Origin of the sequence: Streptomyces sp. NPDC006739 (assembly GCF_042869815.1) — a bacterium.
Lineage (GTDB): Bacteria > Actinomycetota > Actinomycetes > Streptomycetales > Streptomycetaceae > Streptomyces.
On record NZ_JBIAGM010000028.1, the window covers coordinates 36,485 to 56,307 of the forward strand.

Here is a 19,823-nt window from a genome sequence, read left to right on the forward strand (position 1 = left end):
TCTGCGTGAATCGGGCCGCGCCGGGGCATACGTACCACGCCCCCTCTCGATCATGTCGAGGACGCCGAGCGTGGGAGGTCCGCCCGTGAGCAGCACCCTCTTCCGGACGAAGAAGGTCGAGCAGTCCATCCGCGACACCGAGGAGCCCGAGCACGCGCTCAGGAAATCCCTGTCCGCGCTCGACCTGACCGTCTTCGGCGTCGGCGTCATCATCGGCACCGGCATCTTCGTCCTGACCGGCAAGGTGGCCAAGGAGAACGCGGGCCCGGCGGTCTCCCTGGCCTTCGTCGTGGCCGGCGTCGTCTGCGCCCTCGCCGCGCTGTGCTACGCGGAGTTCGCCTCCACCCTCCCGGTGGCCGGATCCGCGTACACGTTCTCGTACGCCTCCCTCGGTGAACTGCCCGCCTGGATCATCGGCTGGGACCTGGTGCTGGAGTTCGCGCTCGGCACGGCGGTGGTGGCCGTCGGCTGGGCGGGCTACATCCGCTCGCTGCTGGACAACGCGGGCTGGCACCTGCCCGCCTACCTCGGCAGCCGGGACGGAGCCCACGGCTTCGGCTTCGACATCCTCGCCGCGGCCCTGGTCCTGGTCCTCACCGGCATCCTCGTCCTCGGCATGAAGCTGTCCGCGCGGGTCACCGAGGTGGTCGTCGCCGTCAAGGTGGCCGTCGTGCTCATCGTGATCGTCGCGGGCGCCTTCTTCGTCAAGTCCGGCAACTACTCGCCGTTCATCCCCAAGTCCGAGCCGGTGCAGGCCGGCGGCAACCTCAAGGCGCCGCTGCTCCAGCTGATGGCCGGCTGGGCGCCGTCCAACTTCGGTGTGCTGGGCATCTTCACCGCCGCCTCGGTCGTCTTCTTCGCCTTCATCGGCTTCGACGTCGTGGCGACCGCGGCCGAGGAGACCAGGAACCCGCAGCGGGACATGCCGCGCGGCATCCTGGGCTCCCTCGTCATCTGCACCGCCCTGTACGTGGCGGTGTCCATCGTGGTCACCGGCATGGAGCACTACACCAAGCTGTCCCTGGACGCCCCGCTCGCCGACGCGTTCAAGGCCACCGGGCACCCCTGGTTCGCCGGTGTGATCAGCTTCGGCGCCGCCGTGGGTCTGACCACCGTCTGCATGATCCTGCTGCTCGGCCAGACGCGGGTCTTCTTCGCGATGAGCCGGGACGGACTGCTGCCCCGCTTCTTCTCCCACGTCCACCCCCGGTTCAAGACCCCGCACCGGCCGACCATCCTGCTGGGCGTGGTCATCGCGATCCTGGCCGGCTTCACCAGCCTGAGCGCGCTGGCCGACCTGGTGAACATCGGCACGCTGTTCGCCTTCGTCGTGGTCGCCCTCGGCGTGATCATCCTCCGCCGTACCCGGCCCGACCTGCCCCGCTCCTTCCGCACGCCGTTCGTGCCGGTGCTGCCGGTCGTCTCCGTGCTCGCCACCCTGTGGCTGATGGTGAACCTGCCGGCCGAGACCTGGCTCCGGTTCGCCATCTGGATGGTGATCGGCTTCGCCGTGTACTTCCTCTACGGCCACTCGCACAGCCGACTGGGCCGGCGGGAGGAGGCCGCCGCCGACGGGTCCGCCCCCTCCCCGAAGGGCAACACGCCGTAACGTACCCGGCCTGCCGGCACCGGCCCCGAACCCTGCCCGCCGGATTCCGGACGGATCAGCCGAGGACGGCCCGGGGGCCGGTCACCTCGGCGCCCAGTCCGGTCACCCGGCGTCGCAGTTCGCGGTCGGCCGTGACCACCAGGCGCGGCCGGCCCAAGTCGTGAGCCACCAGTTCCACGATCCGGTCGTCCCCGCTGCCGGGCGCCGACTCCACCCGTACCCCCGGCACGGACTCCACCCCACGGGCGGCGCCCTCCACGACCAGCACGATCTCCATGGCCTCGGCCCGGCCCGGCAGCCCTTCGGCGGCCAGCCGGTCCCGTAGCCGCTCGGCGGCCCCCCGGCGGTCCCGCCACCAGCCGTCCGGACGCGACCCGACGACGTTCGCGCCGTCCACGACGAGCAGCGGCAGGGGAGCGGTCCGGTCCGTGCCGTCCGGGGTGTCTCGGTCGTCCGCCATGTCCTCAGGTTGTCACAGGCGCCGTCGCCCAGCGCCGGGTGACCGCGCCGACGGCGGAGGCCGCGCGCTCGGCGGCCTGCCCGCCGGCCCGCACCCCGGGGGCGAACTCGACGTGCAGGAACGGAACACGGGCGGCCTCGGCGGCCCGGCCCTCCATGTTCTCCTGACCCTCCAGCGGGCAGTCGCGGACCCAGGCCCGGCACACCCGGAAGCCGCGCGCGCCCAGGGCGTCGGCCAGCAGACCGCCGTCCGGGCGGCCCGCCGTCCCGGCGCCGGTGGAGGCGACCACGTCGTAGCCCGGGGCGGCGGAGGCGGCCATGCCGTGCAGCTGGACCCCGGGCAGGCCGCGGCGGACCAGCTCGGCGCAGATGGCGTAGAAGACGGTGTCCTGGCGGTGCGCCACGTCCGCCGAATTCCCCTGCCCCGCTTTGCGATGGGCGCCCGCGATCACCAGAACCCCGCCCGGGGAGGCGCGCAGGACACGCACGCCCAGCTGCTCGGTGTGCAGGTCGGCGACCGGGTGCGGGACCTGGACCGACCAGCGCGGACGGTGCTCCAGGTCGAGGTAGACCCGTCCCCAGCCGCGCGGTGCGTCGGAGGCGTCGGTGCGGTCGGCCACTTCGGCGTAGCGGTGCCCGGACACCCGGTCGAGGATCGTGCGTACCGTGAAGTCGCGTCCGGAGAGCAGCCGTTCGGCCTGTGCGCGGCGGCCGTCCAGGAGCAGGCCGACGCCTTCGGCGATGGCCGTGCGATCCGCGTCACCGGGCTGCCGGTAGCCGTGGTCCGGGCCGAACCGGCTGGTGTAGTCCGCCACTTCGCTCGCCAGGTCGACCTGTCCGCCACCTCGGTCCGAGGGGGGTGCCGCGGTGCTCGTGCCCCGGTCGCGGGTGGCGTGGAGCAGCAGCGCGGTCAGGCCACCGGCGAGACCGGCGGCGACCAGCAGAAGTGTCGCGATCGTCATGATGCGCGATCGGGTGGCTCTCATGGTCGTATCAAGATATCCCGGTGAACAGGCCCGAAGGCCCCACCGCGGCGCGGCCGAGGACGCCCTGAGGCCGCTGACCGAGCTGTCCTGATCGCATCAGGGCCGCTGTCGTTCAGATCACATAAGTAAGTAAGCAACCTTGTAAATCTCTTACCTGTCTCAGTGCTGCGGGTCCACCTGTGCCACAGGCGGCCCCGAGCACCCGAAGACCGTGAGAGGACCCTCCCTTGGCGTCACCGCCCCCGGCGCGGCAGCACCGAGCCCGTCGCCGAGCCGGCATGTCGCTCATCGGAGGCATCCGCCCGCCGATCGCGGTCCTGTCGGTGCTCCTGCTGTCGCTCGCCGGCCTCACCGCGCTGGTGCTGGGCCGACCCGGCGACGCCGGTGTGCCGAAGGCGGTGCTGACCTCGCAGCAGCACTTCGCGGAGGACGGCGCCACCGCCCTGCGCGCCTCCGTCGACGAGTCCGTGACCGACCTCACCCGGTCCGCCGCGCTGTGCAGCGCCGGCCGGCCGCTCTCCGGCGACGCGGTCCTCGACAAGCTGGGCAGCACCTACCAGAAGTGGACGGGCACCGCCGTCGTCGAGATCCGCGCCGGCGAACTCGTCGCGGCCCGCGGCGAGACCGCGCCGCTGACCTCGGTGAACACCTCCGCCCTCGGTGACGAGGGCGGACTCGCGCCGCGCATGGTCCGCTTGCGCAACGGCGAGACGCGCCTGCTGTCCTTCGCGCTGCTGTCCTGGCCGGGCGAACCGCAGCTGCTGCTGGTCGCCTCCAACAACCTGAAGTTCCCCGGCATCAGACCACCGCACCGGCGACCACATCGACCACGTCGCCCTCTACCTGGGGCTGGACACCGACGGCCACAAGGTGTTCGTCTCCAGCCGCAAGGAGCAGAACGGTCCCACGATCGGCGACAAGGGCGGTGTCTCCCGCATCGACGGCAACGGCTTCTACGCCGGGCTGTTCCGCAGCGCGAAGCGGCTGTGACCACGAAGCCCCGAGTGCGCCATGATGGCCACCGTGGACACCGAGAAACTCATCGACGCCTGGCGGCGTTTCCTCACCGGTTCCGGCAAGTCGTGGGTGCTGTTCGAGCACGGCACCTGCGTGGTGCTCGAACAGCCCGCGGCGGACCTCGCCGCGCAGGCCGTGGACGTCCTCAGGGAGTTCGGCCCCGTGCAGGTGGCCACCGCGGCCGGTGACTTCCGCGTGCTCGAACTCGGCAACGGCGAGGGGTGGCTGGTGACCGGGCACCACCCGGACGTCGTCACCTTCGTGCCGGGCGACGACCCCGAGGAGCCCTCGCACCTGGCCGTCGGCATGCTCGGCCGGTCCCGGCGCGACCGGGACGGCAGGGAACTGCGGGTGGTCCACGTCGAGGACGCCCGCCCGACCCTCGGCACCTGACACGCCGGCGCCCGGCACACCATGTGGTGTGCCGGGCGCCGTACGAGCCAGCGGATCGCGTTACGCCGGGACGCTCGCCACGCCCGGAGCCAGGAACTTCTTGCCGTTCACGCGCTCGGAGACGCCCTCGCGGTCCAGGTACGGCGTGATGCCGCCCAGGTGGAAGGGCCAGCCCGCACCCGTGATCAGGCACAGGTCGATGTCCTGGGCCTCGGCGACGACGCCCTCGTCGAGCATGAGCCCGATCTCCTGCGCCACCGCGTCCAGGACGCGCTCGCGGACCTGCTCCTCGGACAGGACGCTGTCGCCCTGCTTCAGGAGCGCGGCGACCTCGGGGTCCAGCTCCGGCTTGCCGCTGTCGTAGACGTAGAAGCCGCGCTTGCCCGCCTTGACGACGGCCGCGAGGTTCGGGGAGACCGTGAAGCGGTCCGGGAAGGCCCGGTTGAGGGTCTCCGAGACGTGCAGGCCGATCGCGGGTCCGACCAGCTCCAGCAGGACGAGCGGGGACATCGGCAGGCCCAGCGGCTCCACCGCCTGCTCCGCGACCGCCACCGGCGTGCCCTCGTCGATGACGTTCTGGATCTCGCCCATGAAGCGGGTCAGGATGCGGTTCACGACGAACGCCGGGGCGTCCTTGACCAGGACCGCGGTCTTCTTCAGCTTCTTGGCCACGGCGAACGCGGTGGCCAGCGACGCGTCGTCGGTCTGCTCGCCGCGCACGATCTCCAGGAGGGGGAGGATCGCGACCGGGTTGAAGAAGTGGAAGCCGACGACCCGCTCGGGGTGCTTCAGCTTCGACGCCATCTCGGAGACGGACAGCGAGGAGGTGTTCGTGGCGAGGATCGCGTGCGCCGGGGCGACCGCCTCGACCTCGGCGAACACCTGCTGCTTGACGCCGATCTCCTCGAACACGGCCTCGATGACGAAGTCGGCGTCGGAGAAGCCCTCGGCCTTGTCCAGCACACCGGTGACCAGGGCCTTGAGGCGGTTGGCCTTGTCCTGGTTGATGCGGCCCTTGCCGAGCAGCTTGTCGATCTCGGCGTGGACGTAGCCCACGCCCTTGTCGACGCGCTCCTGGTCGATGTCGGTCAGCACGACCGGCACCTCCAGGCGGCGCAGGAAGAGCAGGGCGAGCTGGGAGGCCATCAGACCGGCGCCGACGACGCCCACCTTGGTGACCGGACGCGCCAGGTTCTTGTCCGGCGCGCCCGCCGGACGCTTGCCGCGCTTCTGCACCAGGTTGAACGCGTAGATGCCGGCGCGCAGTTCGCCACCCATGATCAGGTCGGCGAGGGCCTGGTCCTCGGCGTCGTAGCCCTGCTGGAGGTCGCCGTTCTTGGCGGCCTCGATGATGTCCAGGGCGCGGTAGGCGGCCGGAGCGGCGCCGTGCACCTTGGAGTCCGCGATGAAGCGGCCCTTGGCGACGGCCTGGTCCCAGGCCTCACCGCGGTCGACGGCCGGACGCTCGACGACGATCTCGCCCTTGAGGACGGCCGCCGTCCACAGCAGCGACTGCTCCAGGAAGTCCGCGCCCTCGAACAGGGCGTCGGCGATGCCGAGTTCGTAGACCTGCGCGCCCTTGAGCTGCTTGTTCTGGTTGAGCGAGTTCTCGATGATCACCGAGACGGCCTTCTCGGCGCCGATCAGGTTCGGCAGCAGGGTGCAGCCGCCCCAGCCGGGGACCAGGCCGAGGAACACCTCGGGGAGCGAGAAGGCGGGCAGGGCCGCGGACACCGTGCGGTACTTGCAGTGCAGGCCGACCTCGACGCCACCGCCCATCGCGGCGCCGTTGTAGTAGGCGAAGGTCGGGACCGCGAGGCCGCCGAGGCGCTTGAAGACCTCGTGGCCGCCCTTGCCGATGGCGAGCGCGTGGTCGTGATCCTTGAGGATCTCCACGCCCTTGAGGTCGGCACCGACCGCGAAGATGAACGGCTTGCCCGTGATGCCGACACCGACGATCTCGCCGGCCGCGGCCTCCTTCTCGACCTGGTCGATGGCGGTGTTGAGGTTCGCCAGCGAGCCCGGGCCGAAGGTGGTCGGCTTGGTGTGGTCGAAGCCGTTGTCCAGCGTGATGAGCGCGAAGCGACCGGCGCCGAAGGGCAGGTCGAGGTGGCGTACGTGCGCCGACGTCACGACCTCGTCGGGGAACAGCTCGGCCGCGCCCTTGAGGAGTTCGGTGGTGCTCACTTGTCGCCTCCGTCGAAGTGCGGGTTCTCCCAGATGACCGTGGCGCCCATGCCGAAGCCGACGCACATGGTGGTCAGGCCGTAGCGGACCTCGGGCTTCTCCTCGAACTGGCGGGCCAGCTGCGTCATCAGCCGGACGCCGGAGGAGGCCAGCGGGTGACCGAAGGCGATGGCGCCGCCGTACTGGTTGACGCGCTCGTCGTCGTCCGCGATGCCGTAGTGCTCCAGGAAGGCCAGCACCTGGACGGCGAAGGCCTCGTTGATCTCGAAGAGGTTGATGTCCTCGATCGACAGGCCCGCCTTGGCGAGGGCCTTCTCGGTCGCCGGGATCGGGCCGTAGCCCATGACCTCCGGCTCCACGCCCGCGAAGGCGTAGGAGACCAGGCGCATCTTGACCGGCAGGCCGTGCTCGCGGGCGAAGTCCTCGCTCGCGATGATCGAGGCGGTCGCGCCGTCGTTCAGACCGGCCGCGTTGCCGGCGGTGACCCGGCCGTGCACGCGGAAGGGGGTCTTGAGGCCGGAGAGGTTCTCCAGCGTCGTGCCCGGACGCATCGGCTCGTCGGCGGTGACCAGGCCCCAGCCCGTCTCACCGGCCTCCGGGCTGGTGCGGCGCACCGAGATCGGCACCAGGTCCTGCTGGATCTTGCCGTTGGCATACGCCTTGGCGGCCTTCTCCTGCGAGCGCACCGCGTACTCGTCCGCGCGCTGCTTGGTGATCGTCGGGTAGCGGTCGTGCAGGTTCTCCGCGGTCATGCCCATGAACAGGGCGGACTCGTCGACCAGCTTCTCGCTGACGAAGCGCGGGTTCGGGTCCACGCCCTCGCCCATCGGGTGGCGGCCCATGTGCTCCACGCCACCGGCGATGACGGCGTCGTAGGCGCCGAACGCGATCGAACCGGCGGTGGTGGTCACGGCGGTCAGGGCGCCGGCGCACATGCGGTCGATGGAGTAGCCGGGCACCGACTGCGGCAGCCCCGCGAGGATGCCGGCCGTGCGGCCCAGGGTCAGGCCCTGGTCACCGATCTGCGTGGTCGCGGCGATGGCGACCTCGTCGATCTTCTTCGGGTCGAGGCCGGGGTTGCGGCGCAGCAGCTCCCGGATCGCCTTCACGACGAGGTCGTCGGCACGGGTCTCGTGGTAGATGCCCTTCGGGCCCGCCTTGCCGAACGGGGTGCGGACGCCGTCGACAAACACGACGTCCCTGACGGTACGAGGCACGATGGCTCTCCTCCAGGGTGCGGGATGGCACTGCTGCGATGCGCTGAGCGCGCGCTCAGAACCCATGCTACTTGTGGGTAATGTAGCTGCCCACCCCTGGTGCTCCAAGCGGCGAAGGTCACACCCCCGGAGGCGCCGTCGACGCCCGTGGCGTGAGCACCGGCGTCGGCACCCGATGGGAGCCCGGCCCCTCTCCCATGATCACCCCGAACAGCGTCCGGGCCGCGTCCGCGCCGAATCCGTGCACGTCGTGGCTCATCGCCGACAGGGTCGGATGGGTCAGCCGGCACAGCTGGGAGTCGTCCCAGGCCAGCAGGGACACGTCGGCGGGCACCCTGAGGCCCATCTCGGCGGCCACCGAGAGACCGGCCACCGCCATGATGTCGTTGTCGTAGACGATCGCGGTCGGCCGGTCCGCGGGCGCCGCGGTGAGCAGCGATCTCGTCGCCCGGGCGCCCGCCTCGCCGGAGTAGTCGGTCGCCACCTGGAGCGCCCCGGCCAGCCCCAGCGTCCGCGCGGCCTCGTCGAAGGCCGCCGTACGGATGTTCGTGTGCCCGAGCGCGGCGGCACCGCCGACCCGGGCGATCCGCCGGTGCCCGAGCGCCGCCAGATAACGGACGGCCTCGGTGACGGCGGTCGCGTCGTCGGTCCACACGGAGGTGAGAGCGCCGGTCAGCGAGGGGTGCCCGACCGCCACCACGGGTATCCGGAGCCGCTCGGCCGCCGCCACCCGGGGGTCGTCCGCCCGGAAGTCCACCAGGATCGCCCCACCGATGTGCCGCCCCTTCCACCAGGACTCCAGCAGCCCGGCCTCCTCCTCCGGATTGCGTACGAGCCTGAGCAGCAGCGAGCAGGAGTGCTCGGTCAGGACGCTCTCCACGCCCGAGATGAACTCCATGTAGAAGGGCTCCAGGCCCAGCATGTGGGCGGGCCGGCAGATCGCCAGGCCCACCACGTCCACCCGCGCCCCGGCCAGCGACCGGGCGGTGAGACTGGGCGCCCAGCCCAGGTCCCGGGCCGCCGCGAAGATCCGGTCCCGGGTCGCCTCGGACAGCCCCGGCTTGTGGTTGAAGGCCAGCGACACGGCCCCCTTGGAGACGCCGGCGCGCGCGGCGACGTCCTTGATGGTGACGCGGGGTGCGGTCATGGGGTGGGCTCCACGCAGTACAGGGCGGCCCGGGCGGCGGCCGGGTCAGGAGTCTTCCAGCCGCGCACGCCGATCGTGACCCGTTCGCCGGGAAGCAGCGTGACCAGCCCCCGGTCGGCCCGCGCGGCCGGGTCCAGCCGGTCGGCCTGGAGCAGCAGGTCCCTGACGAGGGTGCGGGCCGTCACCGTCACCCCGCCGGGCGCCACGCCCACCTCGAACTCGGGCCGGGGGTACGGGATGTCGCGGTCCTCGGCCGCGAAGTGCAGGGCCCGCAGCCCGTCCGCGTCCGCGACCAGGAACTCCTTCGGCCCCTGCGGCCGCAGCTCGCGCGGCACCGCGAGGTCCGCGACCGACCGGGGCCCGGCGGCCAGCGGCAGGCCCGCCTCCCCGAGCACCTCCCCGTCGACGGTCATCCGGCGCAGCCGCAGCACCCCGGTCCATGCCTCGGCGCACTGGTTGACGGCCGCCAGCACCAGTGCTCCCCCGCGCCGCTGGAAGGTCGCCAGCCGGTCCGCGTACAGCCGCCTCAGCTCGTGGTACAGCGGCTTCTCCCGCCCGTCCCCGTCGATCGCGGCCCAGGAGGTCACCGGCCAGCAGTCGTTGAGCTGCCAGACGACCGTGCCCGCGCACACCGGCCAGCGGGACCGCCAGTGCTCGATCCCGGCGGCGACGGCGCGCGCCTGGTTGACCTGGGTGAGGTAGTGCCACCGGTCGAAGTCGCCCTCGGGCACGGCGAAATGACGGGCCAGCCCGCGCTCCAGCTTCCCGTTCCCGTCGTCCGCCTTCTGGTGGTGCAGCATGCCGGGGGAGTCCGGCGCGAGGTCCTCACCGGGCAGCGCCCGCCGCAGCGTGGCGTACGCGGGCGGCGCCTGCCAGCCGAACTCGGCCACGAAACGCGGCACGTTCAGCCGGTAGTCGGCGTAGTCCTCCCGGTTCCACACCTCCCACGAGTGGTGCGTGCCGTGGGCGGGATCGTTCGGATGGTGGTCCCAGGAGCCGGACCAGGGGCTGCCCGCCGTGTACGGCCGAGTCGGGTCCTCCTCGGCCACCACACGCGGCAGTACGCCCAGGTAGTAGCCCTCGCCCCAGGAGTCCCCGGCCAGCCGCCGCTCCCAGTCCCAGTCCCGGAAACCCCACAGGTTCTCGTTGTTGCCGTTCCACAGCACCAGCGAGGGGTGCGGCATCAGCCGTACGACGTTCTCCCGCGCCTCGGCCTCCACCTCGCCCCGCAGCGGCTGTTCCTCGGGGTAGGCGGCGCAGGCGAACGGGAAGTCCTGCCAGACCAGCAGGCCCAGCTCGTCGCAGACGTCGTAGAAGTCCTCGCTCTCGTAGATCCCGCCGCCCCAGACCCGTACCAGGTCCACGCCCGCGCCGGCCGCCTGGCCGAGCCGCTCCCGGTACCGGTCGCGGGTGACGCGGGAGGGGAACACGTCGTCCGGGATCCAGTTGACCCCCCGCGCGAACAGCCGCTCCCCGTTGACGACCAGGGTGAACCCGGTGCCGTGGGCGTCCGGCCGCCGGTCCAGCTCCACGGTCCGAAAGCCCACCCGGCGCCGCCACACGTCGAGCGCCCCCTCGCCGTCGGAGAGCGTCAACTCCACGTCGTACAGCGGCCGGCGACCGTATCCGCGCGGCCACCACAGCTCGGCGTCCGGCACCTCGACGCGCACCACCGCGCCCGGCCCGTCGAGTTCGGCCCGCACCCGCCGGCCGCCCACCCGGGCCTCCAGGCCGAGCCGCGCCGCGGCCCGGCCGCGCTCGACCTCGACGTGCAGCTCGACGACCCCCAGACCGTCCTCGACGGTCACCAGCGGGCGCACCCGGCCGATCCGGGCCGTCGACCAGTGCTCAAGCCGCACCGGCCGCCAGATTCCGGCCGTCACCAGCGTGGGCCCCCAGTCCCAGCCGAAGGAGCAGGCCATCTTGCGGATGTACTGGTAGGGCTCGGCGTAGGCGGCGGGCCGCTCGCCCACCCGCTCGCGCACCGCCTCGGCCTCCGCGTAGGCGGACCGGAAACGCACCGCCAGCCGCCCCGCGAGGCCCGTGACGTCGAAGCGGTAGGAGCGGTGCATGTTCCGCACCCGGCCGAGGAGCCGGCCGTCCAGGGTGATCTCGGCGGCGGTGTCGAGACCCTCGAAGACGAGGTCGGTCCGCTCGTGCGCCGACCCCGCCCGCAGCCGCGTCTCGTACGTCCACTCGCGCCGCCCGACCCACGCCACCTCGCTCTCGGCGCGCCCCAGGAAGGGGTCCGGGATCACCCCGGCCGCGAGCAGATCGGTGTGCACGCACCCCGGCACCCGGGCGGGCAGCGCCTTCCCCTCGTGCAGCAGGGTCCAGCCCTCGGTGAGCGGTGTGACCTCCGGCATGCGCACTCCCTAAACCGGTCTACGGCAGCGGTGGGCGTACTTTCCACATCCTTGGCGGGATTGGGACTTTACCGGTTGAGGAAAGCGCTGTCAGAGTGCGGAATCAGCCATCCCGTCAGCCCCTCGTCACCCACCTCGCACGTGCACTTCCGTACCGAGAACGGAGTCGATGCACATGAACCGCCGTACGAACCTCGCCGCCGCCCTGGGAGCCACCGCCCTGCTGCTCGCGGCCTGCACCGGTACCGGAGGCTCGGCCAAGGGCGCGGAGGCCGACGCGCCCGCCGACCCCGCGAAGGTGAGCGGGACCATCACGGTCCTCACCCAGCGGACCGACCTCGTGCAGGACGGCACGATGAAGAAGTACGCGGCCGAGTTCAACAGGACGTACCCCAAGGTGAAGGTGAAGTTCCAGGCCCTCACCGACTACGAGGCCGAAGTAAAGATCCGCATGAACACCGAGAACTACGGGGACGTCCTGCTGATCCCCGCGGTCATCAAGAAGAGCGACTACCCGAGGTTCTTCGCCTCCCTCGGCACCCAGAGCGAACGGGCCAAGAAGTACCGTTTCACCGACTTCACCACGGTCGACGGCAAGGTGTACGGCCAGAGCCCGATCGGTGTGACCCCCGGCTTCGTCTACAACAAGCGGGTCTGGAAGCAGGCCGGCGTCACCCGGTGGCCCACCACCCCCGCCGAGTTCCTCACCGACCTCCGGGCGATCAAGAACAAGACCGGCGCCACGCCCTATTACACCAACTTCGCCGCCCAGTGGCCGCTGACCTCCTGGACGTTCGTCAACGGTTCCGTGCACTGCGACACCCAGGCCACCACCAGGCTCGCGGACGGCGACCCGTGGGCCCCGGGCGCGGACCTGCGGGTGGGCGACACGCTGCTGTACGACATCGTGCACCAGCACCTCGCCGAGAACGACCCGACGACCACCAACTGGGAGGCCTCCAAGGCCCAGTTGGCGAAGGGGAGGATCGCCACGCAGTGGCTCGGCACCTGGGCGGTCATCCAGTTCCAGGACGCGGCCAAGAAGGCCGGCGTGAGTCCCGACGACATCGGCTTCATGCCCTTCCCGGCGCAGGTGGGCGGCAGGTTCTGCGCCGTCGTCGGCCCCGACTACAACCAGGCCGTCAACGTCCACTCCGCGCACAAGGAGGCGGCCCGCGCCTGGATCGACTGGTTCACCGACAAGTCCGGCTACGACCGGGACAACCTGGCGGTCTCCCCGCTCAAGGACGCGCCGCTGCCGACCGTCCTCAAGCCCTACGAGGACGCGGGCGTGAAGCTGATCGAGCTGAACGACGCGGCCGGCGCCAAGGTCAAGCTGATCGACTCCCAGTCCGAGGTGGGCCTGTACGCCCCCGACTACCGGCAGAAGCTGGTCGACCTGGCGCGCGGCGCCCGCGGCGGCAGCCTCGACGGTTTCCTGAACGACCTCGGCCAGAAGTGGACCCGGGCAGCCAAGGCCGCGGGGTCCTGATGACGGACACCACCCACCGGGCGACGCCCCCGAGCAGCACGGCCACCGCCCCGGCCGCCCCCGCCCCGGCCCCGCGCCGGGCGCGGGTGCGGCGGACCCTCACGCCCTGGCTGTTCCTGCTCGTCCCGCTCGCCCTGCTGATCACCTTCACCTACGCGCCGATCGCCAACATGGTCGCCTACAGCTTCACCGACTGGGACGGCGTCAGCCCCGAACTGCACTACACGGGCGCCCACAACTACACCGAGATCTTCACCCGGCCGGACCTCTTCGAGGTCTTCTTCGTCAGCGGCTACTACCTGGCCGCCTCCGCCGTGCAGATCGTCGCCGCGCTCTACTTCGCGACGATCCTGAGCTTCAAGGTCCGCTTCCAGAACTTCTTCAAGGGTGTGCTCTTCTTCCCGTCCCTGATCAACGGGGTGGCGATCGGCTTCGTCTTCCTCTACTTCTTCCAGGACGGCGGCACCCTCGACACCGTGCTGCGGCTGTTCGGCGTGCACACGCACCACGCCTGGCTGGGCACGCCCGTCTCGGCGAACATCTCCCTCGCCGGCGTCTCCGTCTGGCGCTACCTGGGCCTGAACTTCGTGCTCTTCCTCGGCGCCATCCAGTCGATCCCGGGCGAGCTGTACGAGGCGGCCGATCTGGACGGCGCGAACCGCTGGCAGCAGTTCCGTCACATCATCGCGCCGGGCATCAAACCGGTGGTGACCCTCACCGTGATCCTCTCGGTCTCCGGCTCCCTCTCCGTCTTCGAGGTGCCGTACATCATGACCGGCGGCGCGACCGGCACCGAGACCTTCGTGACCCAGACCGTGAAGCTGGCCTTCCAGTACGACAAGACGGGGCTCGCCTCGGCGGCCGCGGTCGTCCTGCTGCTGATCGTGCTGGCGGTGACCTGGCTGCAACGGCGCCTGGTACCCGACGAGAGGGTGGACCTCGTATGACACGCCGGACCGTCGCCCGCACGCTCGTCCACCTGAGCCTGGTCGTCGCGGCCCTCGTCGTCCTGCTGCCGCTCGGCGTCGTCCTGCTCACCTCCCTGAAGTCGTCGGACGAGATGGCGAACGGCAGCGGGGCGCTCACGCTCCCGAAGGACCTGTTCGACTTCCACAACTACGTGACCGCGTTCCAGGACGGCGGGATGCTCCGGGCCTTCGGGAACACCCTGTTCATCGTGGTCTTCGCCGTCGGCGGCACCGTTCTCATCGGCTCGATGACGGCGTACGCGATCGACCGCTTCACCTTCCGCTTCAAGAAGCTGGTGGTGGCCCTGTTCCTGCTGGCCGCTCTGGTGCCCGGGGTGACCACCCAGGTGGCCACCTTCCAGATCGTCAACAGCTTCGGCCTGTTCGACACCCGCTGGGCGCCGATCGCGCTCTACATGGGCACGGACATCGTCTCGATCTACATCTTCCTGCAGTTCGTACGATCGATCCCGATCTCCCTGGACGAGGCGGCCCGCCTCGACGGCGCCAACGCCGTCACGATCTACTGGCGGGTGATCCTCCCGCTGCTGAAACCGGCGATCGCCACGGTGGTCATCGTGAAGGGGATAGCCGTCTACAACGACTTCTACATCCCCTTCCTCTACATGCCCTCCCAGGATCTTGGCGTGATCTCGACGTCCCTGTTCCGTTTCCGCGGCCCCTACGGAGCCCACTGGGAGATCATCTCCGCGGGAGCGGTCCTGGTGATCCTCCCGACCCTGATCGTCTTCCTCTGCCTGCAGCGCTTCATCTACAACGGCTTCATGAGGGGAGCCACGAAGTAGCCGAAACGCCCCGGTGGGACGCCCCGGGGGCCGGGCCTACTGGACCTGGTCCCCCTTGGCCGTCAGCGCCGCCACCAGGACCGGCGTCACCTGCTCCACCTGCCAGGCGCGCGCACCGTGCCCGACCAGGGCCGCCGCCACGGAGTCGGGGTCGACGGCCTTGGGCGGCTCCCAGCAGACCCGCCGGACCGTGTCCGGGGCGATCAGGTTCTCCTGCGGCATGTTCAGCTGCTCGGCCAGCGCGGAGACCCCGGCCCGGGCGGCGGACAGCCTGGCCGCGGCGGCGGGGTCCTTGTCGGCCCAGGCCCGGGGCGGCGGCGGTCCGGCGACCGGCTGCCCGGGCTGCGGCAGCCGCACCTCGGGCAGCGCCTTGGCGCGGTCGACCGCGGCCTGCCACTGCTCCAGCTGCCGCCGGCCGACCCGGTGCCCGAAGCCGTTCAGCCCGGTGAGCACGTGGACGTTGGCCGGCAGGGCGAGCGCGGCCTCGACGATGGCCGCGTCCGAGAGCACCTTGCCCGGCGACACGTCCCGCCGCTGGGCGATCCGGTCCCGGGTCTCCCACAGCTCCCGTACGACGGCGAGCTGACGGCGCCTGCGCACCTTGTGCATCCCGGACGTACGGCGCCAGGGGTCCTTGCGCGGCTCGGCGGGCGGCGCGGCCGCGATCGCGTCGAACTCCTGCTGGGCCCAGTCCAGCTTGCCCTGCCGGTCCAGCTCCTTCTCCAGCGCGTCGCGCAGGTCGACGAGCAGTTCGACGTCCAGCGCCGCGTACCGCAGCCAGGGCTCGGGCAGCGGACGGGTCGACCAGTCGACGGCGGAGTGGCCCTTCTCCAGGACGAACCCGAGCACGCCCTCGACCATCGCGCCGAGGCCGACCCGGGGGAAACCGGCGAGCCGCCCGGCCAGCTCGGTGTCGAACAGCCGGCTGGGCACCATGCCTATCTCGCGCAGACAGGGAAGGTCCTGGGTGGCCGCGTGCAGCACCCACTCGACGCCGGACAGCGCCTCGCCCAGGCCCGACAGGTCGGGGCAGGCGACGGGGTCGATCAACGCGCTGCCGGCGCCCTGGCGGCGCAGCTGCACCAGGTAGGCGCGCTGCCCGTAGCGGTAGCCGGAGGCGCGCTCGGCGTCGACGGCGACGGGACCGGAGCCGGCGGCGAAGGCGGCGATCACCTCGGCGAGGGCGGCCTCGTCCGCGATCACCGGCGGAATGCCCTCGCGGGGCTCCAGCAACGGAACCGGCGCCTCCGTCACAGAAGACCCGGTCTCATCCGGAGGGGTGCCTCCGGCGGTGCGCAGGGAACTGTCTGCTGCGGTCTCTTGGGCGTCGGTCACCTGTCAAGGGTATCTGTGTGTGGACAGCACCCGTCGACGGAACGTTCCGTCGACGGGCGTCAGAGGGTCGTAAACCGGTCAGGCAGGTGAAACCCCCTGTTCACATGGGTGAACCGGGGAAGTGGTGTGGGGGTGGGTCAGTGGATGATCCCCGTCCGCAGGGCCACCGCCACCATTCCGGCGCGGTCGCCGGTGCCCAGCTTGCGGGCGATGCGGGCGAGGTGGCTCTTGACGGTCAGTGCGGACAGCCCCATCGAGACGCCGATCGCCTTGTTCGACTGGCCCTCCGCGACCAGTCGCAGCACCTCGACCTCACGGCCGGACAGCTCGCGGTAACCACCCGGGTGGCTCGGGGAACCCGGGGGGCGGCGGTGCATACGGGCGGCGGCGGAACCGATGGGGGCGGCGCCCGGTCGGGTGGGGAGCCCGATGTTGGTGCGGGTGCCGGTGACGACGTAGCCCTTCACTCCGCCGGCCAGGGCGTTGCGCACGGCGCCGATGTCGTCGGCGGCGGAGAGCGCCAGCCCGTTGGGCCAGCCCGCCGCGCGGGTCTCGGAGAGCAGGGTCAGGCCCGAGCCGTCGGGCAGATGGACGTCGGCGACGCAGATGTCGCGGGGGTTGCCGATGCGGGGACGAGCCTCCGCGACGGACGAGGCCTCGATGACATCGCGCACACCCAGCGCCCACAGGTGTCGGGTGACGGTGGAACGCACGCGCGGGTCGGCCACGACCACCATGGCGGTGGGCTTGTTCGGGCGGTAGGCGACCAGGCTTGCGGGTTGCTCTAGGAGAACGGACACCAGGCCTCCTGGGTGGGGGACGGGGCCGGCTTGTGGGGAGGAAGCCGGGACGAACCGTGCTTTCAAGGTCACAGTCGTCTTCGGCAGCAAACCCGTCCGCCTTTAGAGAATGATCACGATCTAGTGAGAACATTCCGCGCAATTCGGACACTCGATCGATCATCCGAAGGTCGAGTCGGTTCGGGTCGAGGCGATTCCAGGTCAGAAAGTGGCCGTATCGACAAAGAGATGGTCAACGGCGGGTGAGTCTCCGGGACGCGGGTGGACGCGGGCGCGGGCGGGGGGCGGACGGATGGGCGAGGGGTGACTCAGCGGGACTGCGGGCCCCTGCGCTGCGGCAGGGTCACCACCGAGGCGTCGCCCGGACCGGCCGGCGGCAGGCCCGCGACCTGCGCCAGCAGATCGCACCAGGAGGCGAGGTGGGCGGCGGTGTCCGGGGCGCCGCCCAGACCCTCCCGGGGCGTCCAGGAGGCCCGGATCTCGATCTGCGAGGCGGCGGGACGCTCGGACAGCCCGCCGAAATAGTGCGAACTCGCGCGCGTGACCGTGCCGCTCGGCTCACCGTAGGCGAGTCCGCGCGCCTGGAGCGCGCCGGTCAGCCACGACCAGCACACCTCGGGCAGCAGCGGATCGGCCGCCATCTCCGGCTCCAGCTCCGCGCGCACCAGCGTCACCAGCCGGAACGTGCCGCGCCAGGCGTCGTGCCCGGCCGGGTCGTGCAGCAGCACCAGCCGGCCGTCGGCCAGGTCCTGGTCGCCGTCGACGACCGCGGCCTCCAGCGCGTACGAGAACGGGGCCAGCCGCTGCGGGGCGGGCGTCGGCTCCACCTCGACCTGCGGCCTGAGCCGCGCGGTCCTGAGCGCGTCGACCGCGGCCCGGAAGGCCGGTGGCGCCCCGGTGCCCGCATGCCCCTCCGCCTCCCCGGTCTCCTTCGCGTCGTCCATCCCGTCAGCGCCGTCCGACAGTCGTCCCTGAGCCGCAGCCATGCGGGGAAGAGTAAGGGGAACGGGGCCCCGACGCAGGGAGAGACACCCCTATGGACCGCCAAGGGCGCGGCCATGCCCGTTTCCGGGCCGTGCGAGACTTGCCGTCGTGAGTGCCAACGCAAGCCCCACGGGCCAGCAGCCGACAGCGACGTACGACAGTGCCTTCCTGAAGGCGTGCAGGCGCGAACCCGTGCCCCACACGCCCGTGTGGTTCATGCGGCAGGCCGGGCGCTCCCTGCCGGAGTACCGCAAGGTGCGCGAGGGCGTCCCGATGCTGGAGTCGTGCACGCGCCCGGACCTGATCACGGAGATCACCCTCCAGCCGGTCCGCCGGCACGGTGTCGACGCGGCGATCTACTTCAGTGACATCGTCGTCCCGCTCAAGGCCATCGGCGTCGACCTCGACATCAAGCCGGGGGTCGGCCCCGTCGTCGCCCACCCGATCCGCACCCGTGCGGACCTCGCCCAGCTCCGCGACCTGACCCCCGAGGACGTCTGGTACGTCACCGAGGCGATCGGCCTGCTCACCCGCGAGCTCGGCGCGACCCCGCTCATCGGTTTCGCCGGCGCGCCTTTCACCCTCGCGAGCTACCTCGTCGAGGGCGGCCCCTCGCGCACGTACGAGAACGCCAAGGCGATCATGTACGGCGACCCCGAGCTGTGGGCCGACCTGCTCGACCGGCTCGCCGACATCACGACCGCCTTCCTGAAGGTGCAGATCGAGGCCGGGGCCTCGGCCGTCCAGCTCTTCGACTCCTGGGCCGGCGCGCTGGCCCCGGCCGACTACCGCCGCTCGGTGCTGCCCGCCTCCGCCAAGGTCTTCGAGGCCGTCGCCGGGTACGGCGTCCCGCGCATCCACTTCGGCGTCGGCACCGGTGAGCTGCTGCGACTCATGGGCGAGGCCGGCGCGGACGTCGTCGGCGTCGACTGGCGCGTCCCGCTGGACGAGGCCGCCCGCCGCGTCGGCCCCGGCAAGGCGCTGCAGGGCAACCTCGACCCGACGGTCCTGTTCGCCGGGCAGGACGTCGTCGAGGCCAAGACCCGCGAGGTGCTGGACGCCGCCGCGGGCCTGGAGGGCCATGTCTTCAACCTCGGCCACGGCGTGATGCCGTCCACCGACCCGGACGCGCTGACCCGGCTCGCGGAGTACGTCCACACGCGAACCGCCCGCTGACCTACCAGGTGTGCCGGGGCCGGGCCTGTCTGCCGAACAGCAGGCGGCGCGGTTCCGGCGGGGGCGGGGTGCCCGGACGCAGCGGCAGCGCCAGCAGCATGCCCGCGACAAAGCCGGCCACGTGCGCCGTGTAGGCCACCGTTCCGGCGCCGGAGACCCCGTGGCCGGATGAGTACACCGCCTGGAGGCCGAACCAGAAGCCCAGCACCAGCCAGGCGGGCAGCCGCAGCGGCAGGAAGATCAGGAACGGCACCAGCACCCAGACCCTGGCCCTCGGATACAGCACCAGATAGGCGCCCAGGACGCCGGCGATCGCGCCGGACGCGCCGATCAGAGGGTCCCCGGAAGTGGCGTTGAGGAGCGCGAAGCCGTAGCCGGCCGCGTAGCCGCAGACGACGTAGAAGAGGAAGTAGCGGATGTGGCCCATCCGGTCCTCGACGTTGTTGCCGAAGATCAGCAGGAACAGCATGTTGCCCAGCAGGTGCAGCCAGCTGCCGTGCAGGAACATCGCCGTGAACACCGACAGCGGCGGCGACTTGTGATAGCCGGGCGGCGCCACCACGCACCCCGCGCCGTGCGGACCCAGGCCCACGTCACCGGTCGGGACCAGTCGCGGCATCTGATGGTGGATCAGCTCTCGGGGCACGAGCGCGTAGTGGTCCGTGAAGGCCTGGAGATGGCACAGCTGCGCCAGGTCGCTGCCACCGGCCACGGAGCCGGCCAGGCCGGGCGTGAACAGGAAGACCAGGACGTTCGCGGCGATCAGCGCGTACGTCACCCAGGGCGTGCGGCGCAGCGGGTTCACGTCATGAACGGGGATGACCACACACAAGTACTGCCCCCGATGCGGGCCGTGAATCGGTGAACACCGCCCGGCGGAC

The 19,823-nt window shown here is 71.4% G+C and carries 17 protein-coding genes and 1 pseudogene; 7 read left to right on the forward strand and 11 right to left on the reverse strand.

The features are described 5' to 3' along the window. The first annotated feature begins 85 nt into the window (after window positions 1-85). The gene (locus ACFYMM_RS36590; RefSeq protein WP_388395044.1) at window positions 86-1,609 is read left to right on the forward strand and encodes an amino acid permease; all 1,524 of its coding nucleotides are present in this window, start codon (window positions 86-88) and stop codon (window positions 1,607-1,609) included. Between the two features lie 55 nt (window positions 1,610-1,664). Here ACFYMM_RS36590 and ACFYMM_RS36595 read toward each other — a convergent pair whose 3' ends face one another. The 3 genes from ACFYMM_RS36595 to ACFYMM_RS36605 all read right to left on the reverse strand — a co-directional run bounded on the left by ACFYMM_RS36595 (window position 1,665) and on the right by ACFYMM_RS36605 (window position 3,853). Then, window positions 1,665-2,069, reverse strand: coding sequence for an NTP pyrophosphohydrolase (locus ACFYMM_RS36595; RefSeq protein ID WP_388395046.1), 405 nt, complete (start codon window positions 2,067-2,069; stop codon window positions 1,665-1,667). 4 nt (window positions 2,070-2,073) lie between these two features. Then, complete coding sequence (locus ACFYMM_RS36600) at window positions 2,074-3,054, reverse strand: hypothetical protein (RefSeq protein WP_388395049.1); 981 nt, start codon at window positions 3,052-3,054, stop codon at window positions 2,074-2,076. A 553-nt stretch (window positions 3,055-3,607) separates the two neighbouring features. Then, window positions 3,608-3,853 carry a hypothetical protein gene (locus ACFYMM_RS36605; protein WP_388395051.1) on the reverse strand — a complete coding sequence of 82 codons (246 nt, stop codon included), beginning with the start codon at window positions 3,851-3,853 and terminating at the stop codon, window positions 3,608-3,610. Window positions 3,854-3,855: 2 nt separating this feature from the next. Here ACFYMM_RS36605 and ACFYMM_RS36610 point away from each other — a divergent pair. Continuing rightward, window positions 3,856-4,044 (forward strand): annotated as a pseudogene (locus ACFYMM_RS36610) (hypothetical protein); the annotation flags it as partial. A gap of 24 nt (window positions 4,045-4,068) precedes the next feature. After that, window positions 4,069-4,464: a hypothetical protein gene (locus ACFYMM_RS36615; protein ID WP_388395190.1), complete on the forward strand. Its 396-nt coding sequence runs from the start codon at window positions 4,069-4,071 to the stop codon at window positions 4,462-4,464. 60 nt (window positions 4,465-4,524) lie between these two features. On the opposite strand, the gene ACFYMM_RS36620 is transcribed toward ACFYMM_RS36615, so the two are convergent. From ACFYMM_RS36620 to ACFYMM_RS36635, 4 genes are all read right to left on the reverse strand, one after another. Next, window positions 4,525-6,651 carry a 3-hydroxyacyl-CoA dehydrogenase NAD-binding domain-containing protein gene (locus ACFYMM_RS36620; RefSeq protein WP_388395053.1) on the reverse strand — a complete coding sequence of 709 codons (2,127 nt, stop codon included), beginning with the start codon at window positions 6,649-6,651 and terminating at the stop codon, window positions 4,525-4,527. Further along, on the reverse strand, window positions 6,648-7,868 hold the full coding sequence (locus tag ACFYMM_RS36625) for a thiolase family protein (RefSeq protein WP_388395056.1): 1,221 nt from the start codon (window positions 7,866-7,868) through the stop codon (window positions 6,648-6,650). The genes ACFYMM_RS36620 and ACFYMM_RS36625 overlap by 4 nt, the downstream gene beginning before the upstream one ends. A 118-nt stretch (window positions 7,869-7,986) precedes the next feature. Then, a complete protein-coding gene (locus ACFYMM_RS36630; RefSeq protein WP_388395058.1) occupies window positions 7,987-9,015 on the reverse strand; it encodes a LacI family DNA-binding transcriptional regulator in 1,029 nt (342 codons plus the stop codon). Continuing rightward, the gene (locus ACFYMM_RS36635; protein ID WP_388395061.1) at window positions 9,012-11,381 is read right to left on the reverse strand and encodes a glycoside hydrolase family 2 protein; all 2,370 of its coding nucleotides are present in this window, start codon (window positions 11,379-11,381) and stop codon (window positions 9,012-9,014) included. Before ACFYMM_RS36635 ends, ACFYMM_RS36630 begins: the two co-directional genes overlap by 4 nt. Window positions 11,382-11,556: 175 nt before the next feature. On the opposite strand from ACFYMM_RS36635, the gene ACFYMM_RS36640 reads away from it, so the two are divergent. The 3 genes from ACFYMM_RS36640 to ACFYMM_RS36650 are packed head-to-tail and all read left to right on the forward strand — an operon-like array spanning window position 11,557 to window position 14,647. Continuing rightward, complete coding sequence (locus ACFYMM_RS36640) at window positions 11,557-12,873, forward strand: extracellular solute-binding protein (protein WP_388395064.1); 1,317 nt, start codon at window positions 11,557-11,559, stop codon at window positions 12,871-12,873. Next, window positions 12,873-13,820, forward strand: a complete 948-nt coding sequence (locus ACFYMM_RS36645) for a carbohydrate ABC transporter permease (RefSeq protein ID WP_388395066.1) — start codon at window positions 12,873-12,875, stop codon at window positions 13,818-13,820. The genes ACFYMM_RS36640 and ACFYMM_RS36645 overlap by 1 nt, the downstream gene beginning before the upstream one ends. Continuing rightward, a complete protein-coding gene (locus tag ACFYMM_RS36650) occupies window positions 13,817-14,647 on the forward strand; it encodes a carbohydrate ABC transporter permease (RefSeq protein ID WP_388395069.1) in 831 nt (276 codons plus the stop codon). The genes ACFYMM_RS36645 and ACFYMM_RS36650 overlap by 4 nt, the downstream gene beginning before the upstream one ends. Window positions 14,648-14,683: 36 nt before the next feature. Here the strand turns inward: ACFYMM_RS36650 and ACFYMM_RS36655 are convergent, their stop codons facing one another. The 3 genes from ACFYMM_RS36655 to ACFYMM_RS36665 all read right to left on the reverse strand — a co-directional run bounded on the left by ACFYMM_RS36655 (window position 14,684) and on the right by ACFYMM_RS36665 (window position 17,768). Then, a complete protein-coding gene (locus tag ACFYMM_RS36655; protein ID WP_388395072.1) occupies window positions 14,684-15,982 on the reverse strand; it encodes a ribonuclease D in 1,299 nt (432 codons plus the stop codon). 137 nt (window positions 15,983-16,119) lie between these two features. Further along, complete coding sequence (locus ACFYMM_RS36660; RefSeq protein WP_388395074.1) at window positions 16,120-16,782, reverse strand: LuxR C-terminal-related transcriptional regulator; 663 nt, start codon at window positions 16,780-16,782, stop codon at window positions 16,120-16,122. Between the two features lie 308 nt (window positions 16,783-17,090). Next, window positions 17,091-17,768 carry a DUF3000 domain-containing protein gene (locus ACFYMM_RS36665; protein ID WP_388395075.1) on the reverse strand — a complete coding sequence of 226 codons (678 nt, stop codon included), beginning with the start codon at window positions 17,766-17,768 and terminating at the stop codon, window positions 17,091-17,093. Window positions 17,769-17,874: 106 nt separating this feature from the next. On the opposite strand from ACFYMM_RS36665, the gene hemE reads away from it, so the two are divergent. Further along, window positions 17,875-18,942 (forward strand): uroporphyrinogen decarboxylase, encoded by a 1,068-nt coding sequence (gene hemE / locus ACFYMM_RS36670; RefSeq protein WP_388395077.1) that lies wholly within the window; start codon window positions 17,875-17,877, stop codon window positions 18,940-18,942. A gap of 1 nt (window position 18,943) precedes the next feature. Here hemE and ACFYMM_RS36675 read toward each other — a convergent pair whose 3' ends face one another. Beyond that, a complete protein-coding gene (locus ACFYMM_RS36675) occupies window positions 18,944-19,768 on the reverse strand; it encodes a rhomboid family intramembrane serine protease (protein WP_388395080.1) in 825 nt (274 codons plus the stop codon). Between the last annotated feature and the right edge of the window lie 55 nt (window positions 19,769-19,823).